The following is a 22,446-nucleotide window of genomic DNA, read 5'->3' as shown; positions in this document are numbered from 1 at the left end:
ATCCAACCAGCATGAAACGTCTAAAAATCCTGCGGCGGTGGTTTGCGCGGAAGCTGGGCTATGCGCGGCTGATGTGCCTTGCGCTGCTGGTCGTGTTCGCCGGCGCGCGCCTGTGGGATCCGCCGCCGATCCAGGAATTGCGGCTGCGCACCTTCGACATGTTCCAGCTGATCGATCCGCGCCACAAGACGGCGCGACCGGTCACCATCGTCGACATCGACGACAAGAGCCTCGCCAGGCTCGGCCAGTGGCCGTGGCCGCGTACGCGGATCGCCGATATGATCCAGAACCTCACCAGCAACGGCGTGGTGGCGATCGGCTTCGACGTGGTGTTTTCGGAGCCCGACCGGCTCAATCCAGATCTGGTCGCGAGCCAGATGCGCTCTCTCGACGATGCCACCCGCGCCAAGCTACGCGAACTGCCGACCAACGACCAGATCCTCTCCGAGGCGATCAAGCGCTCGCGCGTGGTGCTGGGCGAGACCGGACAGCGGGCGATCTCGTCCGAGCTCGACAAGTCGCTGCCGTTCACCGGCATCGCGACGGTTGGCGAGGAGGGTGCTGAACGTTTCCTGTTCGAATTCCCTGGCCTGCTCCGCAACGTGCCCGTCATCGAGAAGGTCGCGGCCGGCCGCGGCCTGTTCACCATCAAGACCGAGCGCGACGGCTTGATCCGCCGCGTGCCGATGGTGATGCGCGCCCAGGGCAACATCATGCCCTCGCTCAGCCTCGAGATCCTGCGCGTCGCCACGGGCACGCCGACGGTGCTGATCCGGACCGACAAGAGCGGCGTGCGGGCCGTACGCCTCAAGGGCGTCGAGATTCCGACCGACAAGAACGCTCAGCTTTGGGTGCATTATGCGCGCCAGGACCCCTCGATCTACGTCTCGGCGGCCGACGTCCTCGACAACACCGTGCCGCCCGCCAAGCTCGCCGGCAAGCTGGTGCTGGTCGGCACCTCCGCAGTCGGGCTCAACGACATCAAGACCACGCCGGTGTCCTCGACCATGCCTGGGGTCGAGATCCATGCCCAAGTACTCGAGAGCCTGCTGAGCGGCGCGGTGATCTCGCAGCCGAACTACGCCCTCGGCGTCGAATTGCTCGCCGCGCTCGTCATCGGCCTGCTCGTCATCATCTTCACGCCGAACTTCGGGCCGGTACGCCTGGTGCTCGCGGGCGCGACCTTCGCCGCCATCTTGGTCGGCGTGTCCTGGTTCTTCTACGCGCAGTACCGCTACCTCATCGATTTCACCTATCCGCTGCTGTCAACCACGGCGATCTATCTGACGCTGATCTTCGCCAGCTTCGTGCGCGAGCAGCGCCAGCGCGTGCAGATCCGCGGGCAGTTCGCGCAATACATGTCGCCGGTGCTGGTCGAGCAGCTGGCGCAGTCGCCGGAAAAGCTCGTGCTCGGCGGCGAAGAGCGCGAGATGACGATCATGTTCTCGGACGTGCGCGGCTTCACCACGATCTCGGAGAGCTACAAGCACGACCCGCAAGGCCTGATTGCGCTGATGAACCGGTTCCTGACGCCGCTCACCGACGTGATCATCGAGCGGAAGGGCTATATCGACAAATACATGGGCGACGCCATCATGGCGTTCTGGAACGCGCCGCTCGACGATTCCGAGCACGAGGTCAACGCCTGCGAGGCCGCGATCCAGATGCTGGAGCGGATCGACGCGGTCAACAAGGAGCGCGAGCTGGAGGCCGCCGAGGGCGGCCATGTCTACATTCCGCTCAATGTCGGCATCGGCCTCAACACCGGCATCGGCGTGGTCGGCAACATGGGCTCGGACCTGAAGAAGAACTATTCGGTGCTCGGCGACAGCGTGAACCTGGCTTCACGGCTGGAAGGCCAGTCGAAGGAATACGGCTTTCCCATCATCGTGGGATCCAGGACTGCGCTTGCTGCCAAGGACAAGTTCGCGATCCTCGAGCTCGACTTCATCATGGTCAAGGGCAAGACCGAACCCGAGGTGATCTACGCCATCGCGGGCCGCGAGGACGTGATGCATTCGGCCGCCTTTCAGCGCCTGCGCAACATCACCATCGAGACACTCGGCTGCTATCGCGGCCGCGACTGGCAGGGAGCACTCGACGCGATCGAACGCGGCCGCAAGAGCGAGGACGCCGATACGCTGGAAAAGCTGTTCAAGCTGTACGAAGTGCGGATTAAGGAATTCCAGGTCAATCCGCCGCCGGAGGGCTGGAACGGGGCATATGCGCTGCTGACGAAGTAGTTGCCCCCGTCATTGCTCCCGTAGGGTGGGCAAAGGCGTGTCAGCGCCGTGCCCACGATCTTACTCCGTAATGCCGAGGTGGTGGGCACGCTTCCGCTTTGCCCACCCTACGGCAGCGGTGTTCGCCGCCCCTCACTCCATCCCGATCGTCGTCAGATCCTGGAACCAGTGCTGCGCCTGCACGAACTGCTTGATCTTCGGCGACAGCGCATGCGGGTTGGTATCGTGGACGACCCACACCAGCGCGGCATCGTCCACGATCAGCGCATGCGCCTGCGCGATCAGATCGTCCTGCTTGGCAGTGTCGAAGGTCTGCTTGGCCTGATTGATCAGCGCGTCGACCTTCGGGTTCTTGTAGCCGCCCCAGTTGACGCCGACAGGCGCGATCTGGTCGGAGGCGAAGAAGCGGACGATGGCGTAGAGCGGGTCGGAAGTGACATAGGCGATGTTGTTTGCGGTGATGCCGGCGTTGATCTCGTCGGCCGCGCCCTTGCGCCAATGCGTATAGAGCGTCTCGAGCTCGACCACCTTGAAGTCGATGTCGATGCCGATCTCCTTGAAGCTCTGCTGCAGGAATTCGTTCATCGGCAGCGACAGCATCTGGCCGGTGCCGCCCTGCGCGATGATGAAGGTGGCCTTCAGCGGCTTCGCCTTGGAGTAGCCGGCTTCCTCGACCAGTTTCTTGGCTGCGGCCGGATCGTATTTCAGCTCGAAGCTAGGCTTGCCGAACCAGGGGCTCGACGGGTCGACCTGGCCCTTCGCGGGCTTGGCAAGGCCGTTCATCAAGCCGACCACGGCGTCGCGGTCGATCGCGAGGTTCAGCGCCTTGCGCAGGCGGATGTCGGTCCAGGGCGAACCCGGCAGCACGCTGAGATGGTAATTCCAGACATGCGGCGTGACGTTGTCGACCAGCTTCATGCCGGCGGCCTTGAGCTGCGGCACGGCGTCCGGCGCCGGCGTTTCGATCAGGTCCACCTGTCCCGCGAGCAGCGCATTGGTCCGCGTCAGCGCTTCCGGCATCGGCACCAGCACGATCTTGTCGACCTTGGGAATGCGCTTCTTGTTCCAGTAGTCCGGATTCTTGCTGAGCTCGGCGAGCTCGCGCGGCACCAGCTTCGTCAGCTTGAACGGGCCGGTGCCGGACGGCTGGCTGGCGAACTTGTCCCAATCCTTGCCGAGCTTGTCATATTGCGCCGGGCTCGACACCAGGAACCACAGCATCTGATAGGGAAAGAAGGAATCGACGGTTTTGGTCGTAATTTCCACGGTGGAATCGTCGATCTTGGCGTAGCTGGCGACGGAGGGCAGGCGGGTCTTCACCTGCGCGCTCTGCCGCTTGTCGAATTGCGGCGCCTTGTCGTTGAGCACCTTGTCCAGATTCCAGATCACCGCGTCGGCGTTAAACTCGCTGCCGTCGTGAAACTTGACGCCCTTGCGAAGCGTGAAGCGCCATTTGGTCTTGTCGTTGTCATCCACCTTCCACTCGGTCGCGAGCCCCGGCACCAGCTTGCCGGGACGGTCCGCGACGTCCATCTCCCACGCCACAAGCGGATCGTAGATCGTATAGGCCGTGAACTGATAGGCGCCGGCCCCGCGATCCGGCTGGCCGGTCGTCAGCGGGATGTCCGCCATCGAGATGCCGTAGCGCACCACCGTTTCGGCGCGCGCCGAGATTGCGGACAACGCCAGTGCAAGCACGGCGAGACAAGTCGATAGACGGATACGCATGGCCCAAAGCTCCCAGGAGATTTCGGGGCTGAGCCTGCAATCTTGATGCCAGAATAGGCAGCGCGGTGCGTGCGCGCGCCTTCAGTCTCTAAGGACTTGTCGCCGCAGGGCCAAATCGCACAATAAGTTTCTCTTTGGCATAGCCATTGCATACGATTGCATCAAAAATAGTCATCGAAGCCGGAAAAGGATTGAGGCGATGCTTATGAAAAAGACCACGCGCGCGGCATTGATCGCGGTACTCGCTCTAACGACGGCGGCTGCATGGCCGCGTGCGGTCAGCGCCGAGACCGTGCTGCGCATCGGCATGACCGCTGCCGATATTCCGCGCACGTTGGGCCAGCCCGACCAGGGCTTTGAGGGCAACCGCTTCACCGGCCTCACCATGTATGACGCGCTGACCGGCTGGGACCTGTCCTCCGCCGAGAAGGCGAGCGTGGTGATTCCCGGCCTTGCGACCGAATGGAAGGTCGACGATACCGACAAGACCAAATGGACCTTCAAGTTGCGCCCCGGCGTCACCTTCCACGACGGCTCGCCGTTCAACGCGGATGCGGTGGTATGGAACGTCGAGAAGGTGTTGAAGCAGGACGCGCCGCAGTTCGACGCCAGCCAGGTCGGTGTCACGGCCTCGCGCATGCCGACGCTGGCCTCTGCCAGGAAGATCGACGACATGACGGTCGAGCTCACCACCAAGGAGCCCGACAGCTTCCTGCCGATCAACCTCACCAACCTGTTCATGGCCAGCCCGGCGAAGTGGCAGCATTTCTATGACAAGGCGGAAGGCGTTGACGCCAAGGCCAAGTCGCAGGCCGCCTGGACCGCGTTTGCCAAGGATGCCGCGGGAACCGGCCCGTGGAAGATGGCGAGCTTCACGCCGCGCGAGCGGCTCGAGCTCGTGAAGAACGCGAATTATTGGGACAAGGCGCGCGTGCCCAAGGTCGACAAGATGGTGCTGCTGCCGATGCCGGAAGCCAACGCGCGCACCGCGGCGCTGCTCTCCGGGCAGGTCGATTGGGTCGAGGCACCCGCGCCGGACGCGCTGCCCGAGCTGAAGCAGCGCGGCTTCAAGCTCTACGCCAACGAGCAGCCGCATGTCTGGCCCTGGCAGTTCTCGCGGGTCGAGGGTTCGCCCTGGAACGACATCCGCGTGCGCAAGGCCGCGAACCTCTGTATCGATCGTGAAGGCCTCAAGGACGGCTTGCTCGCCGGCCTGATGGTGCCCGCGACCGGCACCTTCGAGCCCGGCCATCCCTGGCGCGGCAAGCCGACTTTCGAGATCAAGTACGACAAGGCGGCTGCGCAGAAGCTGATGCAGGAGGCCGGCTTCGGTCCCAACAAGAAACTGACGGTGAAGACTCAGACGTCGGCGTCCGGTTCGGGCCAGATGCAGCCGCTGGCGATGAACGAATATCTCCAGCAGGCGCTGGCCGAATGCTATTTCGACGTGAAGCTCGACGTCATCGAGTGGAACACGCTGTTCACCAATTGGCGCCGCGGCGCCAAGGATCCCTCGGCCAACGGCTCTAACGCGACCAACGTGACCTACGCGGCGATGGACCCGTTCTTCGCGCTGGTGCGCTTCCTGCAGTCCGGCATGGCCCCGCCGGTCTCGAACAATTGGGGTTTCATCAACAATCCCAAGTTCGACGAGCTGGTGAAGAAGGCGCGCCAGACCTTCGATCCTGCCGCGCGTGACGCAGCGCTGGCCGAGCTGCACGCCGCCTCCGTCGACGATGCCGCCTTCCTCTACGTCGCCCACGACGTCGGCCCCCGGGCGATGAGCCCGAAGGTCACGGGCGTCGTGCAGCCGAAGAGCTGGTTCATCGACTTCTCGCTGGTGTCGATCGCGCAGTAGTTCGCGCCGTATACTCGGTGCACCCTCTCCCCCTGTGGGAGAGGGTGGCTTCGCCAAGCGAAGCCGGGTGAGGGGTCTCTCTCCGCGAGTGACCCTCTCTCATCCGATAGCGCTACAGCAGGTAGAACCCCTCATCGGCGCTTCGCGCCACCTTCTCCCACAAGGGGAGAAGGGAAGAAAAAGAAACAACGTGCTCGCCTATATCGCCAGACGCATCGTCTACGTCATTCCGATCGTCATCAGCGTCGCGCTGGTGTGTTTTCTGCTCGTGCACATCACGCCGGGCGATCCGCTGGTCGCGGTGCTCCCCGCAGATGCCTCGCAGGAGCTCGCGGCGCAGCTTCGCACCGCCTACGGATTCGACCGTCCGCTACCGGTGCAGTTCGGGCTTTGGCTGCTTCGTGCCCTTCACGGCGACCTCGGCAATTCCATCGCCACCGGGCGCCCGGTCCTCGCGGAGGTCATGCGCGCGGTCAGCAATACCGTTACGCTCGCGATTGCCGCCGCCATTATCGGCTTCACCATGGGCGTCCTGCTCGGCTTGATCGCCGGCTATTTCCGCGAGACCTGGATCGACAAGCTCGCGACCTCCTTTGCCATCGCGGGCGTGTCGGTGCCGCATTACTGGCTCGGCATGGTGCTCGTCATCATCTTCTCGGTGCAGCTCAACTGGCTGCCCGCAGTCGGCGCCGGGCCGAACGGCTCCAACTCCTGGGCCTGGGACTGGGCGCATCTGAAATATCTCGTGCTGCCGGCGATCACGACCTCGGTGATTCCGATGGGCATCGTCACCCGCACGGTGCGCGCGCTGACCGGCGACATCCTCAGCCAGGATTTCGTCGAGGCCTTGCGCGCCAAGGGGCTGCACGAGCGCGGCGTGTTCCGCCACGTCATCAAGAACGCCGCTCCGACCGCGCTGGCGGTGATGGGGCTTCAATTGGGCTACATGCTCGGCGGCTCGATCCTGATCGAGACCGTGTTCTCCTGGCCGGGCTCGGGCTTCCTGCTCAACTCCGCGATCTTCCAGCGCGATCTGCCGCTGCTGCAGGGCACGATCCTGATCCTGGCGCTGTTCTTCGTGTTCCTCAATCTCATGGTCGACATCGCGCAAGCCGCGATCGACCCCCGCATCAAGCGGGGCTAGCGGGATGAGATCGAGCCCAGCTATAGCCGCGACGGCAGTGCGCTCCCTCCCCCGCCTGCGGGGGAGGGTTGGGGAGAGGGTGTCTCTCCTCGCGAGACCCCCCGAGTGGAGAGAACCCTCACCCGCGCCTGCGGCGCGACCTCTCCCGCAAGCGGGAGAGGTGCACCGCCGCTTTGGCTTGCATCGAGTGACCCATTGCTCACCGGGAGCCTGCCGATGAGCGAGCTTCCGTTGTCCGCCACCAGCGACGCCGCGCTGCAAGCCGCGCCCGCGACCAAGGCGCGCGGCTATTGGGCGACTGTCGGCCGCCGCATCCGGCGTGACAAGGTCAGCATGGCCTGCGCGCTGGTGCTGCTGCTGATCTTCCTGTCCGCGGTCCTCGCGCCATGGCTCGGCCTGGAAGATCCCTATAAGGGCTCGATGATCCGTCGCCTGCGCCACATCGGCACGGCAGGCTACCCGCTCGGTACCGACGAGCTCGGCCGCGACATGCTGGCGCGCCTGATCTATGGCGGCCGGTTGTCGCTGGTGATCGGCATCCTGCCCGTGATCCTTGCGTTCTGCATCGGCACCTCGCTGGGTCTCGTCGCCGGTTATGTCGGCGGCAAGCTCAACACCGCGATCATGCGCACGATCGACGTATTCTATGCCTTTCCCTCGGTGCTGCTGGCGATTGCGATCTCCGGCGCACTCGGCGCCGGCATCCTCAATTCCATTGTGTCGCTCACGGTCGTGTTCGTGCCGCAGATCACCCGCGTCGCCGAGAGCGTCACCACGGGCGTGCGCAACATGGACTTCGTCGAGGCCGCGCGGGCTTCGGGCGCCGGACCCTTCACCATCATGCGTGTGCACATTCTCGGCAACGTGCTGGGTTCGATCTTCGTCTACGCCACCAGTCTCATTTCGGTCTCGATGATTCTGGCGGCAGGTCTCTCCTTCCTCGGCCTCGGCACCAAGCCGCCGGAGCCCGAATGGGGCCTGATGCTCAACACGCTCCGCACCGCGATCTACGTCAATCCGTGGGTTGCCGCATTGCCGGGCGCCATGATCTTCGCGGTCTCGATCTGCTTCAATCTGCTCTCGGACGGCCTGCGCAGCGCCATGGATATCAGGAACTAGGCCATGAGCGAGAGCAACACATCCGTTGAAATGCTCGAGCCGGTCGAAGACGTCGGCGGCGTCGCGCAGCCGCTGCTTCAGGTCAACGGCCTCACCAAGCACTTCCCTGTTCGCGGTGGGCTGTTTGCCGCGAAGCGTACCGTGCGCGCCGTCGATAACGTCTCCTTCGCCGTCGCCAAGGGCGAGACCGTCGGCATCGTCGGCGAATCCGGTTGCGGCAAGTCCACCACCGCCCGGTTGTTGATGCACCTGATGCCCCGCGATGCCGGCGACATCATCTATGACGGAATGACCGTGGGACAGTCGCTGAGCTTGCGCGAGCTGCGCCGCGGCATGCAGATGGTGTTCCAGGACTCCTACGCCTCGCTCAATCCGCGCCTCACGATCGAGGAGTCGATCGCCTTCGGCCCGAAGGTGCACGGCATGGCCGATGGCGCCGCGCGTGCATTGGCGCGCGAGCTGCTCGGTAAGGTCGGCCTGGTCCCTGCAAACTTCGCCAACCGCTATCCGCACGAGATCTCCGGGGGCCAGCGCCAGCGCGTCAACATCGCGCGTGCGCTGGCGCTGTCGCCGCGTCTGGTGATCCTGGACGAAGCCGTCTCCGCACTCGACAAATCGGTCGAGGCGCAGGTGCTCAACCTGCTGGCGGACCTCAAGCGCGAATTCGGGCTGACCTATCTCTTCATCAGCCACGACCTCAACGTCGTGCGCTACATCAGCGATCGCGTGCTGGTGATGTATCTCGGCGAAGTCGTCGAACTCGGCCCGGTCGACCAGGTCTGGGATAACCCCGCGCATCCCTACACGCGCGCACTCCTTGCGGCGATGCCGTCGTCCGACCCCGACAGGCGTACCGAGCAGCCTCCGATCACGGGCGATCCGCCCAATCCGATCGATCCGCCCCCCGGCTGCCGCTTCCACACCCGTTGCCCGTTTGCGGAGCCGCTCTGCGCAAATGCGACACCAAAGCTCGTCGCGCTCGATAAGATGGGCCACGAGGCCGCGTGCTACATGGCGATACCGGGTTCAGGCCATAGCCGCGCGCCCAGGGAGAAGACCACATGACGAGACCAACACCGAAAGAGATCAAGCCAATCGCCCAAATCGCCGGCGTCCCCGTCGACGACGAGATCGCGACGCGCATCTCCAATTCCATCGGGCCTGCCTTCGAAGGCTTCGCGACTATCGCCGGCACGCTGCCGTTCGATCTCGAGCCCGCGCTCTATCCGGTCGTGCAGGCGCAGAAGGTGTCGAAATGAGCAGTGAGCCTGCATTGATGACGCTCACCGAGGTCGCGCGCGCGATCGCGATGAAGCAGGTGTCCTCGCATGAGGTGACGCGCGCGCTGCTGCACCGTGTCGCGCAGTGGCAGCCGCATCTCAACGCCTTCATGTCGATTGAGGCCGAGGCTGCATTGAAGGCGGCGGATGCCGCCGATGCCGAGCTGGCCAAGGGCAATGTCCGTGGCCCCCTGCATGGCGTGCCACTCGCGCACAAGGACATGTATTACGATTCCGGCCACGTCGCGACTTGCGGCTCGCTGATCCGCCGCGATTTCGTGCCGACCGTGACCTCCACGGCGTTACAGCGGTTGAAGGACGCCGGCCAGATCAGGCTCGGCACGCTGCATCTGGCCGAATTCGCCTATGGCCCGACCGGGCATAACGCTCACTACGGCCCGGTGCGCAATCCCTGGAATGTCGCCCACATCACCGGCGGCTCCTCGTCCGGCTCCGGCTCGTCGGTCGCCGCGCGCCTGACGTTTGCGGCGCTCGGCTCCGACACCGGCGGCTCGATCCGCATGCCCGCGCATTTCTGCGGCGTCACCGGGCTCAAGACCACGGTCGGCCGCGTCAGCCGCGCCGGCGCGATGCCGCTGTCGCAATCGCTCGACACCGTCGGCCCGCTCGCCCGCACCGCGGAGGATTGCGCGCTGCTGCTGGCGCTGATGGCTGGCCCCGACCCGGCGGACTCCACCTGCAGCCACGAGCCGCTGTCGGACTATGTCGGCGCGACCAAGGGCTCGCTGAAAGGCCTCAAAATCGGCGTGCCCACCTCGTTCTACGTCGACGATCTCGACGCCGAGGTCGCGCGCGTGCTGGACGAGACCATCGCGGTGCTCAAGCGCGAGGGCGCCGACATCGTCAAGGTCGAGCTGCCGGACCAGCGGCAATTGTCGTCGGCGAGCCAGCTCGTGCTCGCGGCCGAGGCTGCCGCCTTCCACAAGCGCTGGATGATCGAGCGGCCGCAGGATTATGGTGCGCAGGTCCTGATGCGGCTGCAGAACGGCCTCGCCGTTCCTGCCATCACCTATCTTGAGGCGATGCGCTGGCGCGGTCCGGCGCTCGCCGCGCACAACGCTGCGACCGCTGGCGTCGATGCGGTGATCGCGCCGGCATCCCCGGTGCCGGCACCGACGATCGAGGAGAGCGACGTCGGCGGCGGTCCGAACGCGCCGGCCATGGTGCAGCGCCTGACGCTGTTCACCCGCCCCGTGAACTATCTCGGTCTGCCGTCCCTCACCATTCCCTCGGGCTTCACGAAGAGCGGCCTGCCGGTCGGCATGCAGCTGATCGGCCGCTCGTTCGACGAGGCGACCCTGCTCACCATCGGCGCCGCCTTCCAGCGCGTCACCGACTATCACGATCGATTGCCGAAACTGCCGTCATGACAAAGCTCGTCGACATCTCAGGTCTCAACATCCGCTTCACCGGCGAGCGCACGGTCTATGCCGTGAACGACCTCAGTCTCTCGCTCGGGGACGGCGAGGTGCTGGGCCTGCTCGGCGAGTCCGGTTCGGGCAAGAGCGTGACATTGCGCGCGCTGATGCGGCTGTTGCCGAAGAAGCGCACGCAGATCACGGGCAAGGTCGACGTGATGGGCCGCGACGTGCTCGCCATGAACGACGACGAGCTGTCGTCCTTCCGCGGCCAGACCGTGTCGATGATCTTCCAGGAGCCCGCGCTCGCGCTCGACCCGGTCTACACCATCGGCGCGCAGATCGCCGAAAGCGTCGTGCGCCACGAAGGCAAGAGCTATGCGGAAGGCAGGGCGCGCGCGCTCGAAATGCTCGAGGTCGTGCGCATTCCCTCCGCAAAACGCCGGCTCGATGCCTATCCGCATGAGATGTCCGGCGGCATGCGCCAGCGCGCGATGATCGCGCTGGCGCTCGCCTGCCGGCCCAAAATCCTGCTCGCGGACGAGCCGACCACCGCGCTCGATGCCACCGTGCAGATCCAGATCCTGCTGCTGCTGCGCGAGCTGCAGCGCGAGTTCGGCATGTCCGTCATCTTCGTCACCCACGACATTGGTGTGGCGATCGAGATCTGCGACCGTGTCGCGGTGATGTATGCCGGCCAGATCGTGGAGCAGGGCACGCTTCGCGACATCGTCCGCAACCCCGTGCATCCCTATGCCAAGGGCCTGCTCGCCTCGACCATTCACGGTGCCAAGCGTGGTGCGCGGCTCGAAACCATCCCCGGCACGCCGCCCTCGCTGGCCGAGAAACCCCACAACTGCTCCTTCGCCCCGCGCTGCGCCGTGGCGCAGTCGCGTTGCCTGGAGCAACTGCCTGCCAATGTGGCGGTCGGGCCGGGCCGGGCGGCGCGATGTGTGCTGGCGGAGCAGGCGGCGGCGCTGTCATAATATTTGAACGCTGTCGCCGCTACGCTCCTTCCTTTGAAATTCCTCTGCGGCAACACCGGGTTGTCACAGTTCACGTAGCACTGCAGGCAAACGCCGTTCTACTTTGCATGGGGTTGTTTTCGACATTTTGGTCGGAGCCGTCTGAGGCGAACAGCATTCAGACCCTATTCATTCCGGTTCCCGTTCCATGCGGCCATTCATGGAGAGGAACCAGATTTATGTACATTTCCAACGAAGGCCTGCTCGTCATCCTGTTCGTCGGCCTCGTAGCCGGCTGGCTCGCTGGCAAGGTCGTTCGCGGAACGGGATTCGGGATCATCGGTGATATCGTCGTTGGCATCTGTGGTGCGCTGGTGGCGAGCTTCCTGTTTCCGAAGCTCGGTATTCGCATCGGCACGGGCCTGGTCTCAGAGATCGTCTATTCCGCCATCGGCGCGGTCATCCTGCTGCTGGTGGTGCGGCTGGTGCGGGGCGGCGGGCGGTTCTAGCAGCCACCCGGTTCGATCGATCGGAACTTGCCGCCCTCTCTCGAACTCTGGGAGAGGCGGCGAGCACTGCACTAAAAAGCCGCAAAGACTGTGAAATACCGGACTTGTGCGCGAGGCCATCCCGGGTAGATGTGACCCATCAGGGCTTTGGATGAGCCCGGCTGTGTTGGACGCAGGGTGAACCTGATGTTAATCGGGGGCGAGTACCCTGAATCGCCCGTGAAATCAGGGGCCTTGGCCCCCACGTGAAAGAGATCAGACTGATGGCAGCCGGTCCCGGCGTCCGCCGTTCAGAACTCGGTGACGCCTTGCGCGCCTGTCGCACGGCGTTCGTCGGCGTCGGCTTGATGAGCTGCATGATCAACCTGCTCTATCTGACCGGGTCGATCTTCATGCTGGAGGTTTACGACCGGGTGCTGCCGAGCCGCAGCATCCCGACGCTGGTCGGCCTGATCATCCTCGCCAGCTTCCTCTACATGGCGCAGGGCGTGCTCGACATGATCCGCAACCGGATCCTGGGGCGGATCGGCACCGCGCTCGACGAAGCCCTCAACAAGCGCGTGTTCGACACCATCGTGCGTCTGCCGCTGCTGGTCGGCAGCCGCAACGAAGGTCTCCAGCCGCTGCGTGATCTGGACAACGTCCGTTCCTTCCTCGGCGGCATGGGTCCTAGCGCGTTCTTCGACCTGCCCTGGCTGCCGCTCTATCTCGCCATCTGCTTCGCCTTCCATGTCATGATCGGCGTCACCGCTCTCGTCGGCGCCATCATCCTGGTCGGGCTGACGCTGGTCACCGAGTTCATGTCCCGCCAGCCGGCGAAGGACGCCATGGGCCTTGCCGCGCAGCGCAACGATCTCGCCCAGGCCAGCCGCCGCAACGCCGAAGTCATGGTGTCGATGGGCATGGCCGGCCGGATGAACGCGCGCTGGAGCGAGGCCAACGAAAAATATCTCGCCGGCAATCAGCATGCGAGCGACGTCGCCGGCGGTCTCGGTGCGGTCGCAAAGGTGCTGCGCATGATGTTGCAATCGGCCGTGCTCGCGGTCGGCGCCTATCTCGTCATCCACCAGGAGGCGACCGCCGGCATCATCATCGCCGGCTCGATTCTCTCCGCCCGCGCGCTCGCGCCGGTCGATCTCGCGATCGCGCACTGGAAATCCTTCGTCGCGGCACGCCAGAGCTGGCACCGCCTCACCCGCTTGCTGGAGCAGATGCCGGCGCAGACGATGCCGACCCAGTTGCAGGCGCCCACCAGCCGGCTCTCGGTCGAAGGCGTCGCCATGGTGCCGCCCGGCGACCAGCGCCTGATCGTGCAGGACATCACCTTCGCGCTCGCCGCCGGCAACGGCCTCGGCGTGATCGGCCCGAGCGGCTCGGGCAAGTCGTCGCTGATCCGCGCTCTGGTCGGGGTCTGGCAGCCGGTACGCGGCAAGGTGCGGCTCGACGGCGCGGCGCTCGATCAATGGTCGTCCGACGTGCTAGGCCGGCACATCGGCTATCTGCCGCAGGACGTCGAATTGTTCGGCGGCACCATCGCCCAGAATATCAGCCGGTTCGATCCCGAGGCGACGTCAGAGGGCATCATCGCGGCTGCGAAAGAGGCCGGCGTGCACGAGATGATCATCAAGATGCGCGAGGGCTACAACACGCAAGTCGGCGAGCAGGGCACCGCGCTTTCCGCAGGCCAGGCGCAGCGCGTGGCGCTGGCGCGCGCGCTCTATGGCAACCCCTTCCTGATCGTGCTCGACGAGCCCAACTCAAACCTCGACACCGAAGGCGACGAGGCGCTGACCCGCGCCGTCCGAGCCGCCCGCGAGCGCGGCGCCATCGTCGTCGTGGTGGCGCACCGCCCGATCGGCGTCGAGGCGGTCGACCAGGTCCTGGTGCTGCGCGACGGCCGCATGCAGGCGTTCGGCCCCAAGGAGCAGGTGCTCGCCCAGGTGCTGCAGCCGCGCGTGACCCCGCCGGCCCCGATCAAGATCGTCAGCGAAGGCGGAGTGGCCAAGCCATGAGCACGATGGCCATCGGCGGCGCGAAGCCGGCCGCGAAGAAGTCGGTGCAAGACTCGATCAAGTTCCACCTCCTGCTCGGACTTGGCATCGTGGTGGTCCTGGCCGTCGGTCTCGGCGGCTGGGCGTCGACCGTGCTGATCTCGGGCGCGCTGATCGCGCCGGGCCAGATCGTGGTCGAATCCAACGTCAAGAAGGTGCAGCATCCGACCGGCGGTGTGGTCGGCGAGGTGCGAGCCCGCGACGGCGACCTGGTCAAGGCTGGCGACATCGTGGTGCGGCTCGACGACACCGTCACCAAGGCGAATCTCGCCATCGTCACCAAGAATCTCGACGCCGCGCTGGCGCGTGCGGCCCGCTTGCAGGCCGAGCAGCGCGGTGTCGACAGGATCGAATATCCGCAAGCCCTGCTCGATCGCGCCGGTGATCCCGACGTCAAGCTGCTGCTGTCCGCTGAAACCAAGCTGTTCGACGTCCGCGTCAACGGCCGCACTGGACAGAAGGCCCAGCTTCGCGAGCGCATCACGCAGCTCAACGAGGAGATCGCGGGCCTCGCCGCCCAGGAGAAGGCCAAGGATCAGGAGATCGCGCTGGTGCTGAACGAGCTCACCGGCGTGCGCGAGCTCTACGACAAGCGCCTGGTGCAGATTTCGCGCCTGACCCAGCTCGAACGCGACTCGGCCCGTCTCAACGGCGAGCGCGCGCAGTACATCGCCTCGCGCGCCCAGGCCAAGGGCAAGATCACCGAGACCGAACTCCAGATCATCCAGGTCGACAAGGACGTGGTGAGTGAGGTCTCCAAGGACCTGCGCGAGACCAACGACAAGATCGGCGAGTTGATCGAGCGCAAGGTCGCCGCCGAAGACCAGCTCCGGCGTATCGATATCCGCGCGCCGCAAGCCGGCATGGTGCTGCAATCCAACGTGCACACCGTCGGCGGCGTCGTCACCGCCGGCGACGCACTGATGCTGATCGTGCCACAGGGCGACGATCTCCAGGTCGAGGCCAAGGTCAATCCGGTCGATATCGACAAGCTTCAAATCGGCCAGAAGACGCTGCTGCGCCTCTCCGCGTTCAATCAGCGCACCACGCCCGAGCTCAACGGCCTCGTCAGCCGCGTGTCGCCCGACGTCACCACCGACCAGCGCACCGGGCAGAGCTACTACACCATCCGTGTCACGATGCCGGCCGAAGAGATCGCCCGTCTCGGCGACGTCAAGATGATCCCCGGCATGCCGGTGGAAGCCTTCGTCCAGACCGGTGACCGCACCATGCTGTCCTATCTGATGAAGCCCCTGCGAGACCAGCTGATGCGGGCGTTCCGGGAGAAGTGACGCGCGGCAAACTCGATCTCGTAGGGTGGGTTAGGCGAAGCCGTAACCCACCGCTTCTCCATCCGCGCAAGCGGAAGTGGTGGGTTACGCTGCGCTAACCCACCCTACGACACCTTCTTTTTGCTATAGTTCGACTCAAGCCCCAAGCAACCCGGCGGTCGAACCATGCAATCCCTTCCCACCATCGCCACCGAATCCTTCTCCGACGCCTCGCTTGCCGTGGCGCGGCTCGAAGAGATCTACGAGCGCAACACCAAATTCCTGCGCGACCGGTTCGAGGCTTACGTCAATGGCGAGGCGATCACGACGCGGGTGCGGGCCTATTATCCCTTCGTGCGCATCACCACCGCGACGCATGCACGGCTGGACTCGCGTCTCGCTTACGGCTTCGTTGCCGGACCGGGCGTACACGAGACCAGCGTGACGCGGCCTGATCTGTTTCGCAGCTATCTCACCGAGCAGATCGGCCTCCTGATCCAGAATCACGGCGTGCCCGTCGAGATCGGCGAATCCGCCGAGCCGATCCCGATCCATTTCGCATATCGCCGCGACATCAACATCGAAGCCGCGATCACCACCAGCGAGAATTCCCCCGTCGCGCGATCGCTGCGCGATGCGTTCGACGTGCCCGATCTCGGCACCATGGACGATTCCATCGCCGACGGCACCTTCGCGCTGCAGCCCGGCGCGCCCGAGCCGCTGTCGCTGTTCCGCGCCGCCCGCGTCGATTACTCGCTGCGCCGGCTCTATCACTACACCGGCACCGACCCCGAGCATTTCCAGAATTTCGTCATCTTCACCAACTACCAGTTTTATGTCGACGCCTTCGCGCAGCTCTCCCAGCAGCGGCTCCAGGCGAGCGAGGCTGGCCTCGAAGCCTTCGTCGCGCCGGGCAACGTCGTCATGCGCAGCGGCGGTGGCACCACTGGGGATGCACCGGCGCGCATGCCGCAGATGCCGGCCTTCCATCTGGTCGCGCCGGGCTATCGCGGCATCACCCTGATCAACATCGGCACCGGCCCGTCCAACGCGCGCAACGTCACCGACCATGTCGCCGTGCTGCGGCCGCATGCCTGGCTGATGCTCGGCCATTGCGCCGGCCTGCGCAACACGCAACGCCTCGGCGACTACGTGCTCGCCCACGGCTATGTGCGCGAAGACCACGTGCTCGACCGCGAGCTGCCGCCGTGGGTGCCGATCCCTGCGCTGGCCGAGATGCAGGTCGCGCTCGAGGAGGCGGTCGAGGACGTCACCGGCCTCGAGGGGTTCGAGCTCAAGCGCCTGATGCGCACCGGGACTGTGGCCAGCGTCGACAACCGCAATTGGGAGATCAGCGGCCCCGAGATGATCCGCCGCCTTTCCCAATCGCGCGCGGTCGCGCTCGACATGGAATCGGCCGCGATCGCCGCCAACGGCTACCGCTTCCGGGTCCCCTACGGCACGCTGCTCTGCGTTTCCGACAAGCCGCTGCACGGCGAGATCAAGCTCGCCGGCATGGCCAGCGAATTCTACCGCCGCCGCGTCGGCCAGCATCTCGAGATCGGGCTGAAGGCGCTGGAACGGCTCAAGCAGCAGGAATCGGAGCGGCTGCATTCGCGAAAGCTCCGCAGTTTTGCCGAAGTCGCGTTCCAGTAGGGGGCGGTGCTCCCGTCGCTTCGCTGCTGACAGGGGTGGAGATTTTCAGCATTGTCGGCCCGGGGGCCGACCGGACCGTTCTCAATGCCGCTCACGCGCGACATGATCATCGGCCATGACCGCGAACGGCTGGCTTTCCGCTTCACCATGCTGAACGACGGCGAGGTCGTGCAGTGCCAGATCAGCGATGCCGCGATGGACGAGCTCGCCGGCATGCAGGGCACCGAAAGCAGCGCGCGCCAGGCGCAATTCCTGTCCCTGCGCGAGACCATCGAGCGGATCGCGTCCGATATCTACGACGAGGCGCCGCGGGTGCAGGGATATGTGGTGCGGATCTTCATGAGGCATTTGGGGCGGTAGTTGATGCTCCAATCTCCGCTGTCATCGCCCGGCCTTGACCGGGCGATCCAGTACGCCGAGACGGTCGTGATTAAATCGCTAGGCCGCGGCGTACTGGATGCCCCGCTTTCGCGTGGCGTGACAGCGATATTGGTGGCGAGATTGTCCCGGCTCACTGGCCTCCACAGCAGCTCACCCTTCCAATTTCCTCAGCAACTGCTTCAGCGCCGTCGCCGCAAACACCTGCATGTTCGCAAGCCGGTCACTGCTTCCCGTCTCCAGCGTCATCACCTCCGCCACAGGTCCGCTCACCGCCATGCAGCTATGGCCGGCGGCGTCGCCGTAACGGTTGCCGGTGGGGCCGGCGGCGCCGGTCTCGGAGAGGCCCCAGTCGGAGCTGAAGCGGCTGCGCATCTGCTCCGCCAGCAGTTGCGCGTAGGGCTCCGACGAGGAGCGAAAGCCCTTCATTCCTTCGTCCGAAATATCCATCAGCACGCGCCTGGCATCGCGGGTGTAGACCACCGCGCCGCCGAGAAAATAGGCGGACGCGCCGGGCACCGCGAGCAGGCTGGCCGCGATCAGGCCGCCGGTCGAGGATTCCGCGACGGCGATGGTCTGCTTGCGCGCAATCAGCTGCGCCGCGACCTGTTCCGCAATGCCGACGAGCTCTTTCATCCCTGACCCCTTATCCCTTCGCAACCGAGCTCAGCCTTCCTAGCATATGACAGGACGCTTGGCCGAGTTGCGGGCGACGGGCAGGCCTGCTTGAATAGCAGGTACAAGAAGAGACATACGAGGAAACGTGAGAAGGGAGACGTCATGGCGTCCCTGATCGCCGGCGGGGTGGATTGCGACGTGCATCCGGCCGTGCCGCATCTGACCAGCCTGCTGCCCTACCTGAACGACTATTGGCGCGACCAGGTGACGACGCGCGGCATGGTCGACCTCGTCTCGCAATCCTATCCGCAGAATTCACCGATCACGGCGCGGCCCGACTGGCGCCCCGAGAGTGGAAAACCCGGCGAGAGCCTGGAGGACATGCAGCGCCATGTGCTCGATCCCTTCCAGCTCAGCTACGCGATCTGCAATCCGCTCTACGGCGTGCAGATGGTATTTTCGGAAGATTTGCAGGCTGCCTTCTGCCGCGCGCTGAACGACTGGCTGGTGAAGGAGTGGCTCGATCGCGACAAGCGGCTGCGCGGCTCAATCGTGATCCCGACGCAAAGCGTCGAGAAGGCCGTGGCCGAGATCGAACGCTGCGCGCAGGACAAGCGTTTCGTCCAGGTGCTGATGCTGGTGATGGGCGATACGCCGCTCGGCAAGCGCGCGCTGTGGCCGATCTATGAGGCCGCGGAACGGCTGGAGCTTCCCGTCGGCATTCACGCGGGTTCCGCCTATCACAATCCGCCGACCGCCGTGGGATGGGGGTCCTACCACATCGAGGATTATGTCGGGCAGGCCCAGGCGTTCCAGGCCCAGCTCACCAGCCTGATTGTCGAGGGCGTGTTTGCCAAATATCCGCGCCTGAAAATGGTGATGCTGGAATCCGGCGTTTCCTGGATCTCCCCCTATCTCTGGCGCCTGCACAAGTTCTGGCGCGGGGTGCGGATGGAGACGCCTTGGGTCGATCGCGCGCCGCTGGATATTGTGCGCAGCAACATCCGCTTCTCCTTACAGCCATTTGATGCGCCGCCGGAGGCCGAGACATTAATTCGCCTGTTTGATCATATGCAGTCCGATGAATTGGTCCTATTCTCCACGGACTATCCGCACTGGCAGTTCGAGGGCCAGGACGCGCTGCCCGAAGGTCTCACCCCCGATCTCGTGCGCAAGATCATGATCGAAAATCCGCATGCGACCTATCCCCGCCTGACATGAGCCCGCTGCCAAAGGAGGCAAGGCGATGAATATCCAATTCCGCGAGAGCCAAGAAGCCGCTTCCCCATTGACCGTCAAAACCGCGATCGCGGACTGCGACATCCATCCGGCACGCGCCACCCGCACCGAGCTTTATCCCTATCTCGCCAAACGCTGGCAGCATCATCTCGAGATTTACGGCGTCCATGCCTATCAGGGCATGATGGAAGGCCCGCCCTATCCGAAGGCCCAGCCCAACGCCTCGCGCCGCGATGCCTATCCGCCCGAGGGCGGCCCGCAAGGCTCCTCGCTGTCATTCATGCAGAAGCAGCTGCTCGATCCCAACAACGTGCAGCTGGGCGTGCTCAATCCGCTCAACACCGGGCAGGGCATCCGCAATCACGAGCTTTCGGCCGCGTTGTGCTCGGCGATCAACGACTGGCAGATCGACAAATGGACCAGCAAGGACAAGCGGCTGAAAGCCTCCATCGTCGTCGGCAATGAGGACGGGCTATCGGCCGCCGCCGAGATCCGCGAGCGCGCCGGCGACAAGAATTTCGTGCAAGTGCTGCTGCTCAGCCGCAATGTCGAGCCGCTCGGCCAGCGCCGCTACTGGCCGATCTACCAGGCCGCGGAGGAAGCCGGTCTTCCCGTCGGCGTCCACGCCTTCGGCTTCGGCGGCAACCCGATCACGCCGTCGGGCTGGCCGTCCTATTACATCGAGGAGATGGTGGGCCATTCGCAGTGCCAGCAATCGGCGCTGGCGAGCCTCGTGCTGGAAGGCGTGTTCGAGCGCTTCCCGAAACTGAAGATAGTGATGATCGAGGCCGGCTTCGGCTGGGCGCCTTCGCTGGCCTGGCGGCTCGACAAGGTCTGGCAGCGGCTCAGGAGCGAAGTGCCGCATGTAAAAAGGCTGCCGTCGGAATATATCCGAGAGCAGGTGTGGTGGACCACGCAGCCGATGGAGGATCCGGAGCGGCGCGAAGATCTGTTCGACGTCATCAACTGGATCGGCTGGGACCGGCTGCTGTTCGCGACCGATTATCCGCATTGGGATTATGACGAGCCGTCACGCGTGCTGCCGGCCGGTGTCAGCGAAGCCAATCGCGAGGCGTTCTATTTGGGCAACGCCAAGAAGCTGTACGGCATTTCCTGATGGCAAGACACGTCATTGCGTCGGTCGACGAGTTGCCGCCCGGCACGCGAAAATTCCTGGAGATCGAGGGGCGGCCGATCGCGGTCTTCAACATCAAGGGCGAATATTTCGGCCTGATGAACCGCTGCCCGCATCAGGGCGCGGCGCTGTGCGAGGGCCCACTGATCGGTCTTGCTCAGTCGAAGGAGCCCGGTGAGATCGAGTATACGAAACTCGGCGAGATCATCCGCTGCCCCTGGCACGGCTGGGAGTTCGACATCCGCACCGGCCAGTCCTATTGCGATCCCCGCCGCTTCCGCGTGAAGGCCTATCCGGCCCATGTCGAGCCGGGTGCGAGCGTCGTGAAGGGGCCGTATGTCGCCGAGACGATCCCGGTGAGCGTCGAGAGCGATTACGTGGTGGTGGAGCTGTAAGCCTCCGTCATTCCGGGGCGCGCGTAGCGCGAGCCCGGAATCCATTTTCTCCCAGCACTCTTGTCGCACGATGGATTCCGGGCTCGCCTCCTCGACGCACCCCGGAATGACACCAATCTAGTGCCCCGCCACTGGCTCCGCCACAGCATCATACGTTGTCACCGCCCGGCGGCCGCCGCGGTAGACCGTCGCTGCCGCGATGATGCCGAGCACGGCCGCGAGCATCAGCCAATAACCGGGCGATGCCTTGTCGCCGGTATGCTCGATCAGCAAGGTCGAGGCGAACGGCGTGAAGGTGCCGAACAGGGCGGCGGCGAGCGCGAAGGCGAGCGAGAAGCAGGTGGTGCGCACATGCGCCGGCACGATCTCGACCAGCGCGCCGAGCATGGTGCCGCTGTAGACGCCGAAATAGAACGAGAACATCATCTCGACCGCGAGCAGCTTGCCGAAGCTCGGCGCGGCCACCAGCCAGTGCAGCGCCGGATAGGCGGTGACCAGCGACAGGCAGGCGATCGTGATCAGCACCGGCTTGCGGCCGATGCGGTCGGACAGCGCGCCGCCGACCGGATTCCAGAAGAAGTTGGTCACGGCAACGAGCAGCGTGACCAGCAGTGCGTCCTGCGTCGACAGCTTCAGCACGGTCTTGCCGAAGGTCGGCGTGTACACCGTGACGAAGTAGAACGTCGTCGTGGTCAGGATCGCGATCATCATGCCGAGGATGACGATGCGCCAGTTGGCGAGCGCGGAGGCAAACACCTCGCTGGCCGTCGGATGCTTCTTCATGGCGAGGAAGGCCGGCGTCTCCTCCAGCGTCCGCCGCAGGGAGAAGATCAGGGGGATGATCAGACAGCCGACGAAGAAGGGAATGCGCCAGCCCCAGGCGGCGACGGTGTCGGCCGGCATCACCTCGGACAGGAGATAGCCGAGGATCGACGCCACGAAGATCGCGACCTGCTGGCTCGACGACTGGAACGAGGTGTAGAAGCCGCGATTGCCCGGCGTGGAGATCTCCGAGAGATAAACCGACACGCCGCCGAGCTCGACGCCGGCGGAGAAGCCCTGCAGCAAACGTCCGATCAGCACGATGACGGGCGCGGCGATGCCGATGGTCGCGTAGCTCGGACAGAACGCGATGACGACGGTGCCGATAGCCATGATCCCGAGCGTGACGATCAGGCCCTGGCGGCGGCCGATGCGGTCGACGTAAGAACCGAGCACGATCGCGCCGACCGGCCGCATCAATGCGCCGAGCCAGAATACGCCGAAAGTATTGAGCAGCGATGCCGTTTCATCAGAGGACGGGAAGAACGCTTTGCCGATCGCGGCCGCATAGAAGCCGAACAGGAAGAAGTCGAACTGTTCGAGGAAATTGCCTGAGGTGGCACGCAGGATCGCGCCGATGCGCGATTTGAGTTCAGGCGGACTGGTTGCTGGTCCAACCATGGCGTTGCTCCCTTTCGAGACGTGGCCGGACCGGG

The 22,446-nt window shown here is 64.8% G+C and carries 19 protein-coding genes; 16 read left to right on the top strand and 3 right to left on the bottom strand.

The features are described from left to right. Positions 1–11 precede the first annotated feature (11 nt). Complete coding sequence (locus CIT39_RS30405) at positions 12–2,243, top strand: CHASE2 domain-containing protein (RefSeq protein WP_094976605.1); 2,232 nt, start codon at positions 12–14, stop codon at positions 2,241–2,243. A 132-nt stretch (positions 2,244–2,375) separates the two neighbouring features. On the opposite strand, the gene CIT39_RS30400 is transcribed toward CIT39_RS30405, so the two are convergent. After that, on the bottom strand, positions 2,376–3,971 hold the full coding sequence (locus CIT39_RS30400) for an ABC transporter substrate-binding protein (RefSeq protein ID WP_094976606.1): 1,596 nt from the start codon (positions 3,969–3,971) through the stop codon (positions 2,376–2,378). A gap of 199 nt (positions 3,972–4,170) precedes the next feature. On the opposite strand from CIT39_RS30400, the gene CIT39_RS30395 reads away from it, so the two are divergent. The 12 genes from CIT39_RS30395 to CIT39_RS30340 all read left to right on the top strand — a co-directional run bounded on the left by CIT39_RS30395 (position 4,171) and on the right by CIT39_RS30340 (position 17,563). Continuing rightward, the gene (locus CIT39_RS30395; RefSeq protein ID WP_094976607.1) at positions 4,171–5,829 is read left to right on the top strand and encodes an ABC transporter substrate-binding protein; all 1,659 of its coding nucleotides are present in this window, start codon (positions 4,171–4,173) and stop codon (positions 5,827–5,829) included. A gap of 190 nt (positions 5,830–6,019) precedes the next feature. Continuing rightward, positions 6,020–6,973: an ABC transporter permease gene (locus tag CIT39_RS30390; RefSeq protein WP_094976608.1), complete on the top strand. Its 954-nt coding sequence runs from the start codon at positions 6,020–6,022 to the stop codon at positions 6,971–6,973. 216 nt (positions 6,974–7,189) lie between these two features. Continuing rightward, positions 7,190–8,092, top strand: a complete 903-nt coding sequence (locus CIT39_RS30385; protein WP_094976609.1) for an ABC transporter permease — start codon at positions 7,190–7,192, stop codon at positions 8,090–8,092. A gap of 3 nt (positions 8,093–8,095) precedes the next feature. After that, on the top strand, positions 8,096–9,157 hold the full coding sequence (locus CIT39_RS30380; protein WP_162308761.1) for an ABC transporter ATP-binding protein: 1,062 nt from the start codon (positions 8,096–8,098) through the stop codon (positions 9,155–9,157). Next, positions 9,154–9,351 carry a hypothetical protein gene (locus CIT39_RS30375; RefSeq protein ID WP_094976611.1) on the top strand — a complete coding sequence of 66 codons (198 nt, stop codon included), beginning with the start codon at positions 9,154–9,156 and terminating at the stop codon, positions 9,349–9,351. The genes CIT39_RS30380 and CIT39_RS30375 overlap by 4 nt, the downstream gene beginning before the upstream one ends. Beyond that, entirely contained in the window at positions 9,348–10,763 is a 1,416-nt protein-coding gene (locus CIT39_RS30370; RefSeq protein WP_094976612.1) for an amidase, read from the top strand. Before CIT39_RS30375 ends, CIT39_RS30370 begins: the two co-directional genes overlap by 4 nt. Beyond that, entirely contained in the window at positions 10,760–11,737 is a 978-nt protein-coding gene (locus CIT39_RS30365) for an ABC transporter ATP-binding protein (RefSeq protein ID WP_094976613.1), read from the top strand. Before CIT39_RS30370 ends, CIT39_RS30365 begins: the two co-directional genes overlap by 4 nt. Positions 11,738–11,955: 218 nt before the next feature. Further along, positions 11,956–12,225, top strand: a complete 270-nt coding sequence (locus tag CIT39_RS30360; RefSeq protein WP_094976614.1) for a GlsB/YeaQ/YmgE family stress response membrane protein — start codon at positions 11,956–11,958, stop codon at positions 12,223–12,225. 263 nt (positions 12,226–12,488) lie between these two features. Then, positions 12,489–14,237 (top strand): type I secretion system permease/ATPase, encoded by a 1,749-nt coding sequence (locus tag CIT39_RS30355; RefSeq protein ID WP_094977062.1) that lies wholly within the window; start codon positions 12,489–12,491, stop codon positions 14,235–14,237. Further along, positions 14,234–15,568, top strand: coding sequence for an HlyD family type I secretion periplasmic adaptor subunit (locus tag CIT39_RS30350; protein WP_101635090.1), 1,335 nt, complete (start codon positions 14,234–14,236; stop codon positions 15,566–15,568). The genes CIT39_RS30355 and CIT39_RS30350 overlap by 4 nt, the downstream gene beginning before the upstream one ends. Before the next feature lie 165 nt (positions 15,569–15,733). Beyond that, complete coding sequence (locus CIT39_RS30345; RefSeq protein ID WP_094976615.1) at positions 15,734–17,203, top strand: AMP nucleosidase; 1,470 nt, start codon at positions 15,734–15,736, stop codon at positions 17,201–17,203. Positions 17,204–17,287: 84 nt separating this feature from the next. Beyond that, a complete protein-coding gene (locus CIT39_RS30340; RefSeq protein ID WP_094976616.1) occupies positions 17,288–17,563 on the top strand; it encodes a DUF1488 family protein in 276 nt (91 codons plus the stop codon). Positions 17,564–17,734: 171 nt separating this feature from the next. On the opposite strand, the gene CIT39_RS30335 is transcribed toward CIT39_RS30340, so the two are convergent. Beyond that, positions 17,735–18,217: a CinA family protein gene (locus tag CIT39_RS30335; RefSeq protein ID WP_094976617.1), complete on the bottom strand. Its 483-nt coding sequence runs from the start codon at positions 18,215–18,217 to the stop codon at positions 17,735–17,737. 144 nt (positions 18,218–18,361) lie between these two features. On the opposite strand from CIT39_RS30335, the gene CIT39_RS30330 reads away from it, so the two are divergent. From CIT39_RS30330 to CIT39_RS30320, 3 genes are read left to right on the top strand one after another with little or no spacing between them, the layout of a single operon-like run. After that, a complete protein-coding gene (locus tag CIT39_RS30330) occupies positions 18,362–19,420 on the top strand; it encodes an amidohydrolase family protein (protein WP_094976618.1) in 1,059 nt (352 codons plus the stop codon). Between the two features lie 25 nt (positions 19,421–19,445). Next, positions 19,446–20,555 carry an amidohydrolase family protein gene (locus CIT39_RS30325; protein WP_094976619.1) on the top strand — a complete coding sequence of 370 codons (1,110 nt, stop codon included), beginning with the start codon at positions 19,446–19,448 and terminating at the stop codon, positions 20,553–20,555. Beyond that, positions 20,555–20,968, top strand: a complete 414-nt coding sequence (locus CIT39_RS30320; RefSeq protein ID WP_094976620.1) for a Rieske (2Fe-2S) protein — start codon at positions 20,555–20,557, stop codon at positions 20,966–20,968. Before CIT39_RS30325 ends, CIT39_RS30320 begins: the two co-directional genes overlap by 1 nt. A 117-nt stretch (positions 20,969–21,085) precedes the next feature. Here CIT39_RS30320 and tcuC read toward each other — a convergent pair whose 3' ends face one another. After that, on the bottom strand, positions 21,086–22,411 hold the full coding sequence (tcuC, locus tag CIT39_RS30315; RefSeq protein WP_094976621.1) for an MFS transporter: 1,326 nt from the start codon (positions 22,409–22,411) through the stop codon (positions 21,086–21,088). Positions 22,412–22,446 lie beyond the last annotated feature (35 nt).

Origin of the sequence: Bradyrhizobium symbiodeficiens (assembly GCF_002266465.3) — a bacterium.
GTDB lineage: Bacteria > Pseudomonadota > Alphaproteobacteria > Rhizobiales > Xanthobacteraceae > Bradyrhizobium > Bradyrhizobium symbiodeficiens.
This window is presented reverse-complemented; position numbering and strand designations above follow the sequence as displayed.

Bases quoted from the DNA above. Each gene is read 5' to 3' on its own strand.
- CIT39_RS30405 (WP_094976605.1), top strand. From the start codon at position 12: ATGAAACGTCTAAAAATCCTGCGGCGGTGGTTTGCGCGGAAGCTGGGC.
- CIT39_RS30400 (WP_094976606.1), bottom strand. From the start codon at position 3,971: ATGCGTATCCGTCTATCGACTTGTCTCGCCGTGCTTGCACTGGCGTTG.
- CIT39_RS30395 (WP_094976607.1), top strand. From the start codon at position 4,171: ATGCTTATGAAAAAGACCACGCGCGCGGCATTGATCGCGGTACTCGCT.
- CIT39_RS30385 (WP_094976609.1), top strand. From the start codon at position 7,190: ATGAGCGAGCTTCCGTTGTCCGCCACCAGCGACGCCGCGCTGCAAGCC.
- CIT39_RS30380 (WP_162308761.1), top strand. From the start codon at position 8,096: ATGAGCGAGAGCAACACATCCGTTGAAATGCTCGAGCCGGTCGAAGAC.
- CIT39_RS30375 (WP_094976611.1), top strand. From the start codon at position 9,154: ATGACGAGACCAACACCGAAAGAGATCAAGCCAATCGCCCAAATCGCC.
- CIT39_RS30370 (WP_094976612.1), top strand. From the start codon at position 9,348: ATGAGCAGTGAGCCTGCATTGATGACGCTCACCGAGGTCGCGCGCGCG.
- CIT39_RS30365 (WP_094976613.1), top strand. From the start codon at position 10,760: ATGACAAAGCTCGTCGACATCTCAGGTCTCAACATCCGCTTCACCGGC.
- CIT39_RS30360 (WP_094976614.1), top strand. From the start codon at position 11,956: ATGTACATTTCCAACGAAGGCCTGCTCGTCATCCTGTTCGTCGGCCTC.
- CIT39_RS30355 (WP_094977062.1), top strand. From the start codon at position 12,489: ATGGCAGCCGGTCCCGGCGTCCGCCGTTCAGAACTCGGTGACGCCTTG.
- CIT39_RS30350 (WP_101635090.1), top strand. From the start codon at position 14,234: ATGAGCACGATGGCCATCGGCGGCGCGAAGCCGGCCGCGAAGAAGTCG.
- CIT39_RS30345 (WP_094976615.1), top strand. From the start codon at position 15,734: ATGCAATCCCTTCCCACCATCGCCACCGAATCCTTCTCCGACGCCTCG.
- CIT39_RS30340 (WP_094976616.1), top strand. From the start codon at position 17,288: ATGCCGCTCACGCGCGACATGATCATCGGCCATGACCGCGAACGGCTG.
- CIT39_RS30335 (WP_094976617.1), bottom strand. From the start codon at position 18,217: ATGAAAGAGCTCGTCGGCATTGCGGAACAGGTCGCGGCGCAGCTGATT.
- CIT39_RS30330 (WP_094976618.1), top strand. From the start codon at position 18,362: ATGGCGTCCCTGATCGCCGGCGGGGTGGATTGCGACGTGCATCCGGCC.
- CIT39_RS30325 (WP_094976619.1), top strand. From the start codon at position 19,446: ATGAATATCCAATTCCGCGAGAGCCAAGAAGCCGCTTCCCCATTGACC.
- CIT39_RS30320 (WP_094976620.1), top strand. From the start codon at position 20,555: ATGGCAAGACACGTCATTGCGTCGGTCGACGAGTTGCCGCCCGGCACG.
- tcuC (WP_094976621.1), bottom strand. From the start codon at position 22,411: ATGGTTGGACCAGCAACCAGTCCGCCTGAACTCAAATCGCGCATCGGC.